The following is a 16960-nucleotide window of genomic DNA, read 5'->3' on the forward strand; positions in this document are numbered from 1 at the left end:
GGTGTGTAGCGGCCATCAGCCCTTGAAGGCGTACTGCGCCAGCGACTCGCGCTTCATCTCAATCGAATAACCTGGCCGCTGCGGCGGCATGTAGGCGGCATGGCGAATCACGCAGGGGTCCACGAAATGCTCGTGCAGATGGTCCACGTATTCGATCACCCGGCCTTCCTTGGTACCGGCGATGCAGAGGTAATCGATCATCGACAGGTGCTGCACGTATTCGCACAAGCCGACCCCGCCGGCATGCGGACAAACCTTGAGCCCATATTTGGCCGCCATCAGCATCACGGCCAGCACCTCGTTGACCCCGCCCAGACGGCAGGCGTCGATCTGCACCACGTCAATGGCGCCCTGCATGATGAGTTGCTTGAACATGACACGGTTCTGGCACATCTCGCCGGTGGCGACCTGCATGTCGCCCTTCACCGCCTCGCGGATGCGGCGGTGACCCTCGATGTCGTCGGGGCTGGTCGGCTCCTCGATGAACCAGGGCTTTGCAAAGCCCAGGTGGCCCAGCCACTCAATCGCCTCGTTGACATCCCACACCTGGTTGGCATCAATCATCAGGGTGCGGTCGGGGCCGAGCACCTCGCGGGCGACGCGAACCCGCCGGATGTCGTCCTGCAGGTCGCGGCCCACCTTGAGCTTGATGTGCGAAAAGCCGGCGTCCACCGCCTCCTGGGCCAGACGCCTGAGCTTTTCGTCGTCATAGCCCAGCCAGCCGGCGGAAGTGGTGTAGCAGGCGTAGCCTTCCTGCTCGAGCGTCTTCATGCGCGCGTCCTTGCCGGCGGCCTGGTGCGTCAACAGCGCCAGCGCTTCAGCCGGCGTAATGCAGTCGGTGATGTAGCGGAAGTCGATCAGCCTGACGATCTCTTCCGGGCTCATGCGGGCCACCAGCTTCCACACCGGCAGGCCCTCCTGCTTGGCCCACAGGTCCCACACGGCATTGACCACGGCGGCAGTCGCCAGGTGGATCGCGCCCTTGTCGGGACCGATCCATCGCAGCTGGCTGTCCGAGGTGATGTAACGCCAGAAGCGGCCCATGTCTTCGGTCACCCAGTCCATGTCGAGACCGACCACCAGGTGGCGCATGGCTTCGATGGCGGCGCAGCAGACTTCATTGCCGCGGCCGATGGTGAAAGTCAGGCCATGGCCTTCGAGCCCGGGCTCGCCGGTTTCCAGCACCACATAGGCAGCCGAATAGTCCGGGTCCGGATTCATCGCATCCGAGCCGTCAAGATGCCGCGACGTCGGGAAGCGCACGTCGATGACACGCAAGGATTGAATCGTGCTCATGAAGGATTGCCTGCCTGGGGATTGCTGTTTGCCTGGTGAAGAAGCGCCTGAGCGCTTGCCAGCTGCATAAAACCCGGTGAGGCCACGTTGAAGAAAATCAGCAAGCCCAGCAAGCTGGCAAAGGCCAACAGCTTTTGACGGGTGTTGCTGCTAAAAGCCGCAGTGTTGAAACCTTGCAGCCCCTTGGAGATAGTCATGGAGGATGGCTCCTGTATGGCGGCGGGCTCGAGGATGAACCCCAAACTCAGGAAGCGCCGCAGGGTCGCCAGGATCATCATCAGGGTCGACTTGCCGCCGCCGTTCTCACCCATCAGTGCACGCACTTCGCCTGCAGTGATCTCTAGCCGGGCGTTGTGCAGGGCATCCCCTCCCGGAAAGGACTTGCACAGGTTGGTGATGGCCACAAGAGGTGTCATGAGCGGTTCCGGGCAGTTGCGGTGTCACTCAGATCGTTGCGCCGCCGTCGACCCGTAGCGGCTGGCCGGTGACAAAGCGCGGCTCGCCGTTGGCCGGTTTGCCCGTTGGCTGGCGTCTACAGGCCGGTAGTCCGGGCGCCGGTGCCAAGACCGATATCGTTTTCTTGTCAAATCGTCCTGGGCGCATAACAAAACCTTTTTTAGCTGACGGGACCAATGGGCGAGGGCGCCAAAATCAGGAAACTTATTGTTACAAATAGTTCATTGATGAACAATCTATTCACTTATGGATCGAATCGGACTGAATGATAGAAATCTGCTCATCGTTCCAAGCTCCGGACTTTCCCTAGGTCAGGATTTAATTTATTGATGAACATTAAGTGCAAAAGTAAATAAATCGAAAACAATGAAGGCGAAAGTCGTCGCGAACGCCCCGTGCCATATCAAGAGTGCCGCTTTACATATCAAAATTGCAATGCCTTTGACTTCACCTACCCTGCCGCCATGACATCAAAATATTCTTTTCCTCCCCTTGCCGACCAGAACCAGAACGACGATGGCGCCACCGCATCCCCGCCGCTAGCGGAGGACCGCTACCGCGCACCGGCACTCGACAAGGGTCTGGACATCCTGGAATTGCTGGCCCGCCAGCCGCAGGGCCTGACGCGCGCGGAGATCGTCAAGGAAATGGACCGCAACGCGAGCGAGATCTACCGCATGCTGGAGCGTTTGGTGGCGCGGCAATACGTGATGCGCTCGCTCTCGGGCGACCGCTATTCGCTGAGCCTGAAGCTCTTCACGCTGGCCCACATGCATCCGCCGCTTAACCGGCTGGTGACCCAGGCGATTCCCGTCATGGAGGCCTTCGCACAGAAGGCGGAGCAGGCTTGCCACATGGGCGTTTACGACCACGGCAACGTGCTGATCACCGCGCAGGTCAACGGCCCAGGCACCTGGAGCATGACGATCCGCGTCGGCGTGCACGTCGGACTGGTCGATACCGCCTCGGGCCGGGTGTTGCTGGCTTTCGCAGATGCCAGCCGGGCCCAGCAAATGCTGGCCCAGCACACGGCACTCGAGGGCGAGGTGCCGATCGAGTCCGATGCGCTGGCTGCCGCGCTGGCCGTCATCCGCAAGCAAGGCTATTTCGAGCGCGACAGCCTGCAGTCTTTCGGTGTGGCCGATATTTCCTGCCCCGTCTTCGGGCCAGACCACAGTGCACTCGCTGCGCTGACCTGTCCTTATGTACGGCGTATAGACCGCCATGTCGGCCCCGACCAGAAAACCGTGCGCCTGCTGCTGCAGCAGGCAGCCCAAGCCCTGTCATTGACGCAGGGCGGGTTCGCCCCCGCGAGCCGGCAGGCATGAAGCCGCCAACTCGAATGCTACTAATTTAATAGCTACCCGCGCTGGTGGATATTGCCCCTCAGGCCTTTATTGCCTGAATCCGCAGTTGAGGCCGGTTCCATCCGGTGGCGGTTTTTCACCCGGCCTGACCGACCGGCATGAAACCTGCTGCGCGGTCCAGGCCTGCGCTGCAGGCGCCAAAAAAGGCAGCCGCTATGATTTGCCGTTCACCGGCAGCATCTGACAGGGCCGGTCCCGCGCATTTTTCCCCTGGAACCGATCCCTTTTTCATGACCCACGGCCTGAACCTCGCCCAACAAGAAGCCGTGAACTACCTGCATGGTCCCTGCCTTGTACTGGCGGGCGCCGGTTCAGGCAAGACGCGGGTGATCACACACAAGATAGGCCGGCTGATCCAGTCAGGGCTCAAGCCCGAACAGATTGCCGCGATCACCTTCACCAACAAGGCCGCCGCTGAAATGCGCGAGCGGGCCAAGGCGCTGATCGGCAAAAGCGCCAAAGGCGTGCTGGTTTGCACCTTCCACGCGCTGGGCGTGCGCATGCTGCGCCAGGACGGCGCGGCGCTGGGCCTCAAGCCCCAGTTCTCGATTCTGGACAGCGACGATGTGACCAGCATCATCAAGGACGCAGGTGGCAGCACCGATGCGGCCACGGCCCGGCAGTGGCAATGGACCATCAGCCTGTGGAAGAACATGGGCCTCAATGCGGCTGAAGCCATGGCTCATGCCAACGGCGACGAAGAGCGTGCCATTGCCCGTGTCATGGCGCACTACGAAGAGCGCCTGACCGCCTACCAGAGCGTCGACTTCGACGACCTGGTGGGCCTGCCGCTCAAGCTGCTGCGCGAGCACGACAGCGTGCGCGAAAAATGGCAGCAGTCGCTGGGCCATGTGCTGGTCGACGAATACCAGGACACCAACGCCACGCAGTACGAGATGCTCAAGCTGCTCGTCGGTCCGCGCGGCCGCTTCACCGCGGTGGGCGACGACGACCAGTCGATTTACGGCTGGCGCGGCGCCACGCTGGACAACCTGAAAAAGCTGCCGCAGGACTACCCCAACCTCAAGGTCGTGAAGCTCGAGCAGAACTACCGATCCACCAGCGCCATCCTGCGCGCGGCCAACAACGTGATCGGCCCCAACCCCAAGCTTTTCCCGAAGACGCTGTTCAGCGAGCTCGGCGAAGGCGAGCCGGTGCGCGTGATCGACTGCGACAGCGAAGAGCACGAAGCCGAACGCGTGGTGGCCCGCATCCAGAGCCTGCGCGCCGAAGGCAGTTTGCAGGCAGAAGGCGGGCAGTACAAGGAGTGGAAAGATTTTTGCGTGCTGTACCGCGCCAACCACCTGGCCAAGCCTTTCGAGAAAGCCTTTCGCAAAGCCAACATTCCGTACAAAGTCTCGGGCGGCCAAAGTTTTTTCGACCGCGCCGAGATCAAGGACCTGTGCTGCTGGATGCGGCTGCTGGTCAACAACAACGACGACCCGGCGTTCATGCGCGCGGTGACCACACCCAAGCGCGGTATCGGCCACACCACGCTGGGCGCACTCGGCACCTTCGCGAGCCAGTCGAAGCAAAGCCTTTTCGAAGCACTGTTCAGCAACTCGCTGGGCTCGGTGCTGCCGGCCAAGGCGGTCGGTTCGCTGCATGAGTTCGGCCGCTACCTCAACGACCTCGAATACCGGGCCAAGCGCACCGTGGGCGCGGAGGACGCGCGCGTTTTCCTGAACGACTGGCTCAAGGAAATCGACTACGAGAAGCACCTGTACGACGGCGAAGACAGCGAAAAACTCGCGGCCGCGCGCTGGACCAACGTGATGGATTTTTGCGACTGGGTGGCCCAGCGCTGCGGCGGGCAGATCGACGACGCCTCAGGCGCCGTAGTGGCCGCCGAAACCAAAACCATGCTCGAAGTGGTGCAGACGATTGCGCTGCTCTCGACCATCAGCGAGCGCGAAGGCGACCAGAACGTGGTGACACTCTCCACCCTGCATGCCGCCAAGGGCCTGGAGTGGCCGCACGTGGTGCTGGCCGGCGTGAACGAGGGCCTGCTGCCCTTCAAGCTGGAAGACGATGACGGCGTCAACACCGACAGCATCGCACTGCGCCTGCAGGAAGAGCGCCGCCTGATGTACGTGGGCATCACCCGCGCGCAGCGCACGTTGGCCGTGAACTGGCTGCGCAAACGCAAGAAGGGCCGCGACATGATTCCCGGCGCGCCCAGCCGCTTCATCGCCGAGATGGCACTGGACAAAGCCACCGTGAAGGAAGACCCGCGCGAAAAGCTCAAGGCCTTGCGTGCGGAGTTTGCGAAGAAGTCAGCGGACGGGATTGCGGCGGCAGCAGCGGCGGCAGAGACGCGCTAGCGCTGTCCTGTTCCGTGGCTAATTCCGCGCGAGATCAGGTGGGGGCCGCATGAAGGCGTTTTCAGTGCTGTGGTTACAAACCGTTTCAGGCCACGGGTTTTTGCCGGTGCTTTACCTGATTGAGATGTATTCATGAGATAGTGCGCAAGCTCCACGGCCTGCGCGTTGCATCACCCCCGCACTCGCGTGCCCGAGTTTTCCGTTTCACCCCTGCACTGCAGCCTTGGCCGCTCCGTCCGCCTTGCTGCGTTGCTACAGCCCCGTACCGCACGGCCAGGCCGTGCACTCACTTGTTCATGACTTTGCTTTTTCTTCGACCCGCTCTTTTTTTAATTGCCGCTTGCGCAATATCCGCTGGCGCTACGGCCCAAACAAAACCTGACACCGCGTGCCCGGCCGCCGCGGAGATGAAAGCCGCGCAACTCCATGGCCTGTGGGCCGTGCGCTTTGACCGCCCACCTGCCGGCCTGCCGGCCCGTGCCACCATGCTGCTGGAACGGCATGCCGAATTCGCCGAAAGCCTGGCCGGCATCGTGAGCCGCGACCTGGGGCCGGCCGCCGGCGCCAAAGCCATTGCCGGACATGCGGCCAAGGCCGCATTGGCCGGTGACCTGGAGGGTGGCATGTTGCTGCTCGACGAATCCTCCGACAATGTCAGCATCACCGGCACCTGGAACGGCGAAATGGTCGAAGGTTCTTGCGGCAAGGCCTTCAAGGGCACCTGGAAAGACACCAGCAGCAGCGCCCCGGACAATGCCCCCGATGTGCCTTTTACGCTGACCCGGCTGCCCTGAACAGCGCGATTTTCAAGACCGAGCCATGCCACTGAAATCTCTCCATCCTGCTGCTGCATCGCTTTGCACGGTGCTTCTGGCCTTCCTGGGTCTTGGCGCCGCGGCTGCGGCACATGCACAGGCCGCGCCGGCAAACCGCCCATCCAGCACAGGCTGGCAAACCTGCCAGGCCATGAAGGGCGACCCTGCGGCGCAGCTCACCTGCTTCCAGCAATGGGCCGATGCGCAAACGCCTGCCAACACGCCCGCACCCAGCCTGACCACTGCGCCGGCCAATGCCCAGACCGGCCAGCCGGCTACCCCGGTGCTGCTGCTGCCATCACTGAACACCGAAGCGCCGGACGGCAAGCCGATCGGCTGCAAGAACACCAAGTACTCCGAGCTCTCCCGCTTCTGGGAACTGCAGCGCGGCACCGACTGCGACACCTTCTCGCTGCGCGGCTACCGGCCGATCACGCTGGCCGTCTCCACCGCCGACAGCGTGAACACGCAACCCTCATCACCCTCCGCAGGGCATACCGCGCTGACCTCTGTGCCTTATATGCGCACTGAAAACAAAATCCAGCTGTCGGTGCGCACCAAGGTCGCCAAAGGCCTGCTGAAAAGCGGCGACAACGACGATGACGACCATGACTCGGTATGGTTCGGCTACACGCAGCAAAGCTATTGGCAATTGTTCAACGGCAGCATCTCGCGGCCGTTTCGCACCACCGACCACGAGCCCGAGGTGATCTACATCTACCCGCACCAGATCCCTTTGGCCGGTGGCTGGAACTACCGGCTCTCGGGCCTGGGGCTGGTGCACCAGTCCAACGGCCAGTCGCTGCCGCTGTCGCGCAGCTGGAACCGCGTCTACCTGATGGGCGCCGCCGAGAAAACACTGGGCCAGGACTCGGGCCTGATCCTGCAGGGGCGCATCTGGGACCGCCTCAGGGAGTCCTCGGGCAATGACGACAACCCCGGTATCGAAAACTATGTGGGCCGCGCGGAGGTCACGGGCAGCTGGCAGATCAACAAAGCCAACACGGTGGGCGTCACGCTGCGCCACTCGCTGCGCAAGGAAGCCCGCGGCTCGGCCCGGTTTGACTGGATGATGGCGCCGGCCTCGTCGCCCAACTACACCGGCCTGCGTTATCACGTGCAGCTTTTCAGCGGCTACGGTGACAGCCTCGTGGACTACAACCGAAAGCGCAATGTTCTGAGCATCGGCCTGAGCCTGGTGGACTGGTAAATCCGCCGGGTTGCGACAGCAGCCGCAGGCTCATCCGCTATATTTTTTATAGCTGCTTGCGCCCGTTTATATTGGCTCCGAAAGCTTTTCTGCTTAAATTCTTAAGCGAGACCGGCACTCCCGCAGCCGCATCCGGGCCGCGGCCGCGAACAGCCACCTGCGCCCCGCCTTGCTTTAAGCTGTGCGGATGCCCCTCGTCGCCACCTCCACCGGTTCTTGCGCGTGCCTGTCACTGCGCGCACCGGCCGCGCCATGACCGAGCCCACCACCTTCACGCTGGCCTGCATCGTGGCCGGTGCGCTGCTGATTGCCATGACCCTGGGCGGCTCATTCATTGCGCGGCTGCCGCTGAGCGCGGCCATGCTCTACCTCGGCGTCGGCCTGGCAATCAGTCCCGTCGGGCTGGGCTTGCTCAAGCTCGACGCCCTCAAGAATGCCGTGTTGCTGGAGCGCCTCACGGAGGTGGCGGTACTGATCTCGCTGTTCACCGCGGGCATGAAGCTCGAGTTCCGCGTGCGGGATGGCCGCTGGCGCATTCCGGTGCAGCTCGCAACCGTGTCGATGGTGGTTACCGTGGGCGCCATCACTGCACTGGGCGTTTATGTGCTGGACCTGCCCGTGGGCGCCGCGGTGCTGCTGGGCGCCATCCTCGCACCGACCGACCCGGTGCTGGCCTCCGATGTGCAGGTGGCCAACCCGGGCGACCGCGACCGCCTGCGTTTCGGCCTCACCGGTGAAGGCGGCCTGAACGACGGCACCGCTTTTCCGTTTGTGATGCTCGGGCTGGGCCTGCTGGGCCTGCATGAACTCGGTGAAGGCGGCTGGCGCTGGTGGGCCGTTGACGTGCTGTGGGCCGTGGCCGGTGGCCTGGCCCTGGGCTGGCTGCTCGGCACGCTGGTGGGCCGCGCCATCCTCTACCTGCGCATGCGCCACCGCGAAGCACTGGGCTCGGACGAATTCATCGCGCTGGGGCTCATCGGGTTGACGTACGGGCTGGCGCTGCTCTTTCAGACTTACGGTTTCCTGGCGGTGTTTGCGGCGGGCCTGGCGCTGCGCCGCATCGACGAACCCGATGCGCGGCCCGCGCCCCAGGCAGCGGCCGCGCCCGACGAAACGCTGAGCCCCGACGACCAGGAAGCCTCGGGCGCAGAAGCGCCCGCCCACATGATGCGCGCAGTAGAGCGCTTTAACAGCCAGCTGGAAAGTTTTGTGGAAGTCGCCATCGTGCTGGCGGTGGGCGTGCTGGTCGCCACCACACGCTTTCGCACTGAAGTGCTGTGGTTTATCCCGGCACTGTTCCTGGTGATCCGGCCGGCGGCGGTTTTTATCGGGCTGCTGGGAACGCCGGTCAGGGGTTCACAGCGCCGCCTGATGGCCTGGTTCGGCATTCGCGGCATCGGCTCGCTGTATTACCTGCTCTACGCCATCAACCACCACCTCCCGCCCGCGCTCGCGCAGCGGCTGCTTTCCATCACGCTCGCGGTGGTCGTCGCCTCGGTGATTGCCCACGGCATTTCGGTCACGCCGCTGATGAAACGCTATGAGGCGCGCAAGCCGGGCAAACGCCGCAGGCCCTGAACAAGCGGTCCGGCGGGCGTCCGCACAGCCTCACAGAATGTCACCTTATTGATAACGATAACGATTCTCATTTGTATAATCGCACTTTGACCGATTAACAAAGACACAGGAGTCGTCGTGAAACCAGCCATCAAACCCGCCATCCTTGCCGCCCTGGTGGCCCTGCTTGCCGTGCCGGCCATGGCCCAGCCCGCAGCAACAGCGTCGGCCGGTACCGCGCCTGGCACAGTGGCAGCACCAGCCACCACAGCAGCCGCCGTGGCAAAGCATTACGCCCACCTGGTGCAGTCAAACTATGACGACACGCTGGCCAGCACGCTGATCCTGCAAAAAGCGGTGCAGGCTTTTACCGACGCACCTTCGGACGACGGCCTCAAGGCCGCGCGCAAGGCCTGGCTGGACGCCAGAGAGTTTTACGGCCAGACCGAGGCCTTCCGTTTTTACGGCGGCCCTATTGATGACAAAAACGGCCCCGAAGGCCGCATCAATGCCTGGCCCATGGACGAGTCCTATGTCGACTACGTGAAAGATGCACCCAACGCCGGCATCATCAACAACCGCAAGGCCGTGATCAACAAAAAACGGCTGGCCAGCCTGAACGAGCGCAACGGCGAAGAAAACATCGCCACCGGCTGGCACGCGATTGAATTTTTGCTGTGGGGCCAGGACCTGAGCACCACCGGCCCGGGCAACCGTTCGTTTGAAGATTTTGTAGACGGCAAGAAACCCAACGCCGACCGCCGCCGCCAATACCTCAAGGTGGTGACCGAGCTGCTGGTTGACGACCTCGGCAGCCTCTCAAAAGCCTGGGCGCCCACGTCGACGTCTTACCGAGCGAAGTTCGAGCGCGGCGGCCTGGAGTCGGTGCGCAAGATTTTTGTCGGCCTGGGCTCGCTTTCGCGCGGCGAGCTCGCCGGTGAACGCCTCGAAGTCGCCCTGGCCAGCCAGGACCAGGAAGACGAGCACTCATGCTTTTCCGACAACACGCACCGCGATGTGGTGAACAACGCCAAAGGCATCCAGAACGCCTGGCTGGGCCAGTACAAGCGCGCCGACGGCACCACGCTGGCCGGCCCTTCACTGCGTGACCTGGTGGCGGTAAAAAACCCGGCATTGGCAGACCGCACCAGCAAACAGATTGCCGCATCCGTCGCCGCCGCCGAAGGCATCCAGGCGCCGTTTGACCGCGAAATCGTCGGCGCCAAGGATGCACCGGGCCGGCTGCGCGTGCAAAAAACCGTCGACAGCCTGGTGCAGCAAAGCAAGGACCTGGTGGAAGCCGCCAACGCCGCCGGCATCACCAAGCTGACCCTGGTCAAACCTTAATGGCCGACGCCGCATCGTCCTGGAGGGTCACGCGCCCTGCGCGTGCAGTGCTTGCCTGCGTGGCCGCAGCGGGACTGGCGGGGCTGGCCTTCTGGGCGTCGGCAGGGCCGGGTGCGCAAGCCGCCGGCCCGGCGCCCGACGACGAGAAAACCGGCGGCGACACCACGGTGTTTGCCACCGGCCACAACGCGTTTTCATTTCCGCTGGCCAACCTGGGCGATGAGGAACGCACGCGGTTTGTCATCGGCAATTCTTTCTTCAAGCGCAACTGGGTACAGGCGCCGTCCTCCACCACCGCGCGCGACGGCCTGGGCCCGCACTTCATCGCCCGCTCCTGTGGCGGCTGCCATGTGCAGGACGGGCGCGGCGCACCGCCCGACTTCAACCGCGGCCTGGCCGACCAGCCGGTCGGCCTGCTGCTGCGCCTGTCGGTGCCGGGCAAAGACGCGCACGGCGGGCCGCTGCCGGACCCGGTATACGGCGACCAGTTTTCCAATTTCGCGGTGCAGGGCGTGATGCCCGAAGGGCAGATCTCGCTGCGCTACGACGTGGTGCGCGGCAAGTTTGCCGACGGCACACCCTACCAGCTGCAAAAGCCCCGCTACGGTTTCAGCAAACTCAACTACGGCCCCATGGCCAAAGATGTGATGGTGAGCCCGCGAATCGCGCCGCAGATGGCCGGCGTGGGTTTGCTCGAAGCGATTCCCGAAACGGAAATCCTGCGCAATGCGCGTGAGCAGGCCGCATCTGACAGCCCGGTGCGCGGCGTCGTCAACCAGGTGTGGGACGCGCCGACGCAGCAGATGCGCACAGGCCGCTTCGGCTGGAAGGCCAATGTGGCCACCCTGGCGCACCAGACCGCCGGCGCCTTCCTCGGCGACATGGGCATCACCTCGCCGGTCTTTCCGAAAGAGACCTGCACGGCCGCCCAGAAAGACTGCCTGGCGGTGCCGCGCGGCGCACAGGGCAAGGCCAGCGAGATTGACGAAAAAACATTCAACGACGTGGTGTTTTATGAAACCACACTGGCACCGGCGGCGCGCCGCAATCCGCGCGATGCCCAGGTGGTGCGTGGCCAGAAACTGTTTGCCGAAGCACAGTGCGCCGCCTGCCACCGCCCGAGCTACGTCACCGGCGAAAGCCCATTTCCGCGGCTGGGCAGCAAGGCCGTGCAGGGCCAGACCATCTGGCCCTATACCGACCTGCTGCTGCACGACATGGGCGAAGGCCTGGCCGACGGCCGGCCCGACTTCCTGGCGGGTGGCCGCCAGTGGCGCACGCCGCCGCTGTGGGGCATCGGCCTGGTGCCCGACGTGAACGGCCACAACCGCCTGCTGCACGACGGCCGTGCGCGCGGCGCGCTGGAAGCCGTGCTCTGGCACGACGGCGAAGCCAAAGCCAGCAAGGACAAAGTCCTGCGGATGAATGCGCAGGAGCGCGCTGCGCTGGTGAAATTCCTCGAATCGCTATGAGCGCCATGAAGGTATCGAGTGCCTGACCCAGGCATTGCAAGCGACAACCCACAAGGGAGCAGCCCGATGAATCCCCTCACCTCTTTGTTGCAGCCGGCCATCGCCGCCGCGCTGCTGCTGGCCGGCGGCACGGCGCTGGCGCAAGTGGTCGCGCCCAACGTTGCCGTGCCGTTTTACACGGCGGGTGATTTCATGCGCGGCATCCATCGCTTCTGGTATGCGCCGCAAGCCACCGCGTTTGCCGAACAGGCCGGCGGCTTGCCTGCGGCAATGCAAGCCGTGTGCGACGCAACCGCCACCACCGCACCCGCAAAGCTGGAGCAAGCCAAAGAGCGCTGGAAAACCACTGCGCTCGCCTGGGACCGCCTGAGCGGCGTGCAGATCGGCCCACTGGTACAGCGGCGCTCGGCGCGGCAGATCGACTTTTCGCCGACGCGGCCCGAGCTCATCAAGCGGGCGATTCAGTCAGCGCCGCAAGATGCCACCGCCATGGAAAGCATAGGCACGCCGGCCAGGGGCTTGCCGGCGCTGGAATGGCTGCTGTGGAGCCAGCCTGTCTCGTCGTCAGTACCCGCCACACCGGCCTGCCGCTACGCCGTGCAGGTGGCTGCCGATATCCAGCGCGAAGCTGACACGCTGGCCAAAGCCTTCGGCGAGCTGGCAGCGCGCCAACCCGGCGAGTCGGAAGAAAGCAATGGGCCGGCGATGAGCGAGCTGGTCAACCAGTGGACCGGCGCGCTGGAACGCCTGCGCTGGGCCGAGATGGAAAAGCCCCGCATGGCCGGGGCGCAAGGTAACCGCAACGCCGCTTATGCGCGCAGCACCAGCGGCCAGACTGCAGCGCGCTGGGCCGCGCAATGGCAGGCGCTGCGCACACTGGGCGCATCGCAGGCGCGTGAAGCACCGCTGCCCGGTGCCGGCCTGGCGCCGCTGGAAACCTATTTGCGCGGACTGGGCCGCAACGAGCCGGCCAACCAGCTCGCGCAAGCGGTGAACAAAGCCGACAAAGCCATGCAAAGCGCATCGCCCGTCAACAAGGCCGGCATGGGCAGCGCCGGGCGCTCACTGGCCGACCTGAAAAAACTCGCCGAAGCCGACATCGCGCCCGCGCTGGAAGTGAGCATCGGCTTTTCAGATGCCGACGGCGACTAGGAGCCCCGTCATGAGGAACGCGGAGGCCCTGATGAAACTGCAGCGCCGGCAATGGCTGGTGCTGGCAGCCGGCGCAAGTGCCTGGCTCAGACCGGCCCTGGCAGCTGCCACTACGACTGCCCCCTCGCAGCAGCTGGCCGCCGCCTGGGAGGTAACGCACGGCTACCAGGTCGGTGTGCTGGCGTATCGCGGCGCCGCGCTCCAGGTCAGCGCCGCACTCGACGTGCCGACGCGTGCCCATGGCGTGTGGGTCGAGCGCAGCGGCACACTGCTGGCGGTGGCCCGCCGGCCGGGTGACTGGCTGCTGCGCTGGAAGCCCGAAAGCAACGGCACCGGCCAGGCCATCACCTGGGGTTGGGCCGAGCCCGACCGCGCCTTCAACGGCCACGTGATCGCCAGCCCCGACGGCAAAACGCTCTACACCACCGAAACAAACCTCGAAACCGGCGAAGGCCTGGTCGGCCTGCGTGATGCCGCCACGCTGGAGAAATTTGGCGAATGGCCGACCCACGGCACGGACCCGCACGAACTTTTGCTGGATGACGACGGCAGTTTGGTCGTGGCGAACGGCGGCATTCCCGCACTGCCTGAAACCGGCCGCCTGAAAATTCACATGGACCGCATGGACGCCTCGCTGGTGCGGCTGGACACACGCAGCGGCGCGCTGCTGGGCCAGTGGCGCCTGGCCGACAAACGCCTCAGCCTGCGGCACATGGCCTGGGGCCGCACACCAGTGGCGGGCGGTGCGCGTGTATTGGGCATCGCGCTGCAGGCCGAGCATGACGACTCTGCGGCCAAGGCCCGCGCGCCCGTGCTGGCACTTTTTGACGGCCAGAAGCTGCAGACCTGTGCTTCAGGCGCCGGACAGGTGCTTGCGGGTTACGGCGGCGACATCGCCTGGGCGGCCGGCGGTTTTGCCGTGGGTTGCCCGCGCGCCAACGGCGTGGCTGTGTGGCATGCCGATGGGCGCTGGACAGGTTTTTTCCCGCTGGAAGAAGCCTGCGCCGTCACGTCGGTCCCCGCGGCGGGCCAGGCTGACGCCATGTTGTGGGCCGGCGGACGGCTCGCCGCACTGACACGCGACGTCGCGGGCCGCACAGCTTTGCCGGCGCTCAAAAATGTGCGGCTGGACAACCACTGGGCGCCGCTGGCGGGTTAGATAACGGTTGGGTTGGCCGAAGGCATCGATGAATCGCTATCTTTTTGATAGCTGCTCGCGCAGGTTCTTATTGGTCTGCCGGCACATTTGGCACATAAATATGCCCTGAAACTGCGTCCTGGCAGGGATTTTTGCCGTCCCCGGACAACTAAAAACGGCTATTTTCAAAGCAAAACCCGGCTTTGACCCAAGCAGATCCTGTGCAAGCAGCTATTGTTTTTATAGCAACCTGATGCCCTGAGGATTCGAACGCAGCTTGTTCGGCGCCCTATTCGGCAACGTTATTCGGCGGACTTCACAGCTTCTTCCACAGCTCACCGTCCCTGGAGCGGTAAGTGCCACCCGTGGCGCAGCAGCCCCCCGCACCGAAGGCGATGCGCCCGAGGGTAACGGTGACGACACCGTTGTCTGCCTGCAGCGACTGCCGCTCGCAATACGTGAAGAAGGGATAGAGATCGGGTTCGAGCACCATCTGCCAGTCGCCCTCGCCGCCCTTTCCGGGCTCCGTGGACACCTTGGGTATGGCGCGGTAGACCTTGCAGTCATGCACCGCGAGGTGCACCGGCTTACCCTCCAACAGTCCCTTGAATACGCGCTCCGGCGGTATCGCTGCCATGGGGTCCGGCTCGGCAGGTGGCGGAGCAGGGAGACTGCCACCGCCTGCCAGCCCCAATCCAATCCCAAGCCCGACAGCCAGCAGGAGCTGGCCCCACAGCATGTTCCGCTCAGGCCTTGTCACCGGCGAAAACGCCTGCCACGCCAGCGCCGCCGCAGCCGCGGCTGACAGCACTGTGGCAACCCAGATCAGCAGCTCCGCGGCGTCGGTGAAGGGACTGATCGCCCAGGCAACAGCCAGCACAGCCGTATTGACCAGCAACAGCACGAGGCTAGCCCATGGCCGCACCCGGGAGAACAAGCCTGCAATCAGCAAGAGCACCGTGCACAGCAGCACGGCGGGCAGCACCACCACGCCTGAAAACAGCAGCTCGAACACTCCCAGCAGCCAGCCACCACTGCCCGCCATCTTGCCAACGGTGTACAGGTAAAGCGCCAGACCCAGGCCTGGCAGGGCCAACAGCTGTGCGGCGACAAAAGCAAAGGCGTAAGGTGTGTTGGAGGTCTTCAAGGTGTCTGGGATTCTAGAGTGCGGCCGGGATACTGCCGTATGCGGACCTGCGTGAATCCCGTACGCCCAAATGCCATCGCCCCGGCAACCTTTGGCTACCGGGGCGATGGTGCTGAAGCCGGCTGCTACCGGCGCCTTAGCAGGCTTATTGCTGGCTGGTCTTCACGAGTTCAGCAGCAGCCTGGGGTGCTGCACCGGCCTTCTCGGCGCGGGGAGCGCCGAGGTTTTGCTGGGCGGTGGCGCCGTTGTAGCTGGAAGCAGAGCCGGCATTTTGGGCGTGCACCACTTCGCTTTTGACTTCAGCGCGGGTTTTGGTCGCAGGTGCCTGCATCTGGTCAAACAGATAGGAGTTGAAGGTTTGGGCAGAAGCAGCCACGGAAGTCAGGGCGGCAACAGCAACAACGGTAGCGGCGATAAAGTTCGATTTCATGATGAATATCCTCTCAAAGTTAAGTGACGTTCCGGGCATGGCGGGCTCATCTTCCCGTCTGTCCAGCCTCGGTGAGTCGCCTTGTAGTGGGCTTCGGCTCATCGATGTATGAACTTTATTCCATTCAAATCCATCAAAAAATAGCAATTTCAACAATACATTACTGTTAAATCAGCAACAATGATGGCTTAATTTAGGGGTAAACCATGGACCGGCTTCAATCAATGCGCGTTTTTCAGCAAGTGGTGGATGACGGGAGTTTTGCGGCCGCAGCGCGCAAATTCGACATGTCTTCCGCCGTGGTGACCCGGCTGGTCGGTGACCTGGAAGATCACCTTGGGGTGCGGCTGCTGCAGCGCACCACCCGCCGCCTGGCACTCACCGATGCGGGGGAAACCTACCTGGCCCGCGTGCGCCATATCCTGAACGACATTGATGAAGCCCATGCTGCCGCCCAGGCGCACGCCCAGGAAATGTCCGGCGTCATCCGCATCCTGACGCCCCCGGTGTTTGCCACGCATGTGCTGGCGCCACTGGTGGCCGAGTTCGGGCGGCGCTACCCCAAGGTCGTGCTCGACATCCATACGGATTCGCCGCTGGTGCCGCCCATTGAAGACTACGACCTGACCCTGCTGGGCGCCGCCGACACCTTCGACGCCAACATCATCGCGCGGCCCATCGCCTCTTCGGATGGGATCCTGTGCGCCGCCCCCAGCTACCTCCAGGAGCACGGCATCCCCGCGCAACCGGAAGATCTGGCGCATCATCGCTGCCTGCGCGTCAAGCTCCAGGCAAACCGGCACCTCAGCCTGCGCCTCATCAACCCGGAAGAAAACAAGCGCGAACTGGAAATAAAGGTCGAGCCCGCCCTGCTGGTCAACAACACCTCCACGCTGATCCGGGCTTGCCTCGATGGGGCCGGCATCAGCATCCAGCCTATCGACCTCGTGGCGAAATCCCTCCAGAACGGCGAGCTGCAGCGGGTGCTGTCGCCGTGGATCACGGGAAGGAACACGCTGTATGCCGCGCTGCCCAGCCGCAAATTCATTCCTGCACGCACCAGCGTGTTTCTGGAGTTCATGACCGAGTACACACGCGCCGTGCTCAGGAAGATGGAAGCCCGGCAGGACTAAAACCTGCGCCGGGCACACGGCAGAAGCACCAACCCGGCGGCCGGTGTAGAAAAAGCAGCCGAGCGGCCCAACCTAACGATGGCGGCCTTGCCTCGTGCTGCCCTGGTTCATGGCAT

General features: G+C 63.9%; 14 protein-coding genes. 10 read left to right on the forward strand and 4 right to left on the reverse strand.

Translation table 11 applies throughout. The features are described 5' to 3' along the window. Positions 1-15 precede the first annotated feature (15 nt). Both AC1D11_RS19425 and AC1D11_RS19430 read right to left on the reverse strand, forming a co-directional pair. Positions 16-1296, reverse strand: a complete 1281-nt coding sequence (locus AC1D11_RS19425) for an L-fuconate dehydratase (RefSeq protein WP_477647060.1) — start codon at positions 1294-1296, stop codon at positions 16-18. Further along, the gene (locus tag AC1D11_RS19430; RefSeq protein WP_477651308.1) at positions 1293-1700 is read right to left on the reverse strand and encodes an ATP-binding cassette domain-containing protein; all 408 of its coding nucleotides are present in this window, start codon (positions 1698-1700) and stop codon (positions 1293-1295) included. Before AC1D11_RS19430 ends, AC1D11_RS19425 begins: the two co-directional genes overlap by 4 nt. A gap of 516 nt (positions 1701-2216) precedes the next feature. On the opposite strand from AC1D11_RS19430, the gene AC1D11_RS19435 reads away from it, so the two are divergent. The 9 genes from AC1D11_RS19435 to AC1D11_RS19475 all read left to right on the forward strand — a co-directional run bounded on the left by AC1D11_RS19435 (position 2217) and on the right by AC1D11_RS19475 (position 14155). Then, positions 2217-3080, forward strand: a complete 864-nt coding sequence (locus tag AC1D11_RS19435) for an IclR family transcriptional regulator (RefSeq protein WP_477647062.1) — start codon at positions 2217-2219, stop codon at positions 3078-3080. 269 nt (positions 3081-3349) lie between these two features. Continuing rightward, on the forward strand, positions 3350-5443 hold the full coding sequence (locus AC1D11_RS19440) for an ATP-dependent helicase (protein WP_477647063.1): 2094 nt from the start codon (positions 3350-3352) through the stop codon (positions 5441-5443). A 407-nt stretch (positions 5444-5850) separates the two neighbouring features. Further along, positions 5851-6237, forward strand: coding sequence for a hypothetical protein (locus AC1D11_RS19445; RefSeq protein ID WP_477647064.1), 387 nt, complete (start codon positions 5851-5853; stop codon positions 6235-6237). A gap of 25 nt (positions 6238-6262) precedes the next feature. Then, on the forward strand, positions 6263-7468 hold the full coding sequence (locus AC1D11_RS19450; RefSeq protein ID WP_477647065.1) for a phospholipase A: 1206 nt from the start codon (positions 6263-6265) through the stop codon (positions 7466-7468). A 252-nt stretch (positions 7469-7720) separates the two neighbouring features. Continuing rightward, positions 7721-9046: a cation:proton antiporter gene (locus AC1D11_RS19455; RefSeq protein ID WP_477647066.1), complete on the forward strand. Its 1326-nt coding sequence runs from the start codon at positions 7721-7723 to the stop codon at positions 9044-9046. 180 nt (positions 9047-9226) lie between these two features. Further along, positions 9227-10372, forward strand: a complete 1146-nt coding sequence (locus tag AC1D11_RS19460; RefSeq protein ID WP_477647222.1) for an imelysin family protein — start codon at positions 9227-9229, stop codon at positions 10370-10372. Next, positions 10372-11844, forward strand: a complete 1473-nt coding sequence (locus tag AC1D11_RS19465) for a di-heme oxidoreductase family protein (RefSeq protein ID WP_477647067.1) — start codon at positions 10372-10374, stop codon at positions 11842-11844. The genes AC1D11_RS19460 and AC1D11_RS19465 overlap by 1 nt, the downstream gene beginning before the upstream one ends. 66 nt (positions 11845-11910) lie before the next feature. Next, complete coding sequence (locus tag AC1D11_RS19470) at positions 11911-12996, forward strand: imelysin family protein (protein ID WP_477647068.1); 1086 nt, start codon at positions 11911-11913, stop codon at positions 12994-12996. 10 nt (positions 12997-13006) lie between these two features. Next, entirely contained in the window at positions 13007-14155 is a 1149-nt protein-coding gene (locus AC1D11_RS19475; protein ID WP_477647069.1) for a DUF1513 domain-containing protein, read from the forward strand. Positions 14156-14450: 295 nt separating this feature from the next. Here the strand turns inward: AC1D11_RS19475 and AC1D11_RS19480 are convergent, their stop codons facing one another. Together AC1D11_RS19480 and AC1D11_RS19485 are read right to left on the reverse strand one after the other, a co-directional pair. Next, on the reverse strand, positions 14451-15281 hold the full coding sequence (locus AC1D11_RS19480) for a hypothetical protein (RefSeq protein ID WP_477647070.1): 831 nt from the start codon (positions 15279-15281) through the stop codon (positions 14451-14453). A 145-nt stretch (positions 15282-15426) separates the two neighbouring features. Further along, entirely contained in the window at positions 15427-15711 is a 285-nt protein-coding gene (locus tag AC1D11_RS19485; RefSeq protein WP_477647071.1) for a DUF4148 domain-containing protein, read from the reverse strand. Between the two features lie 206 nt (positions 15712-15917). Here AC1D11_RS19485 and AC1D11_RS19490 point away from each other — a divergent pair, with 206 nt between their 5' ends. Next, positions 15918-16844: a LysR family transcriptional regulator gene (locus tag AC1D11_RS19490; RefSeq protein WP_457282660.1), complete on the forward strand. Its 927-nt coding sequence runs from the start codon at positions 15918-15920 to the stop codon at positions 16842-16844. Positions 16845-16960 lie beyond the last annotated feature (116 nt).

It is taken from the genome of Polaromonas sp. P1_E11, assembly GCF_056405995.1.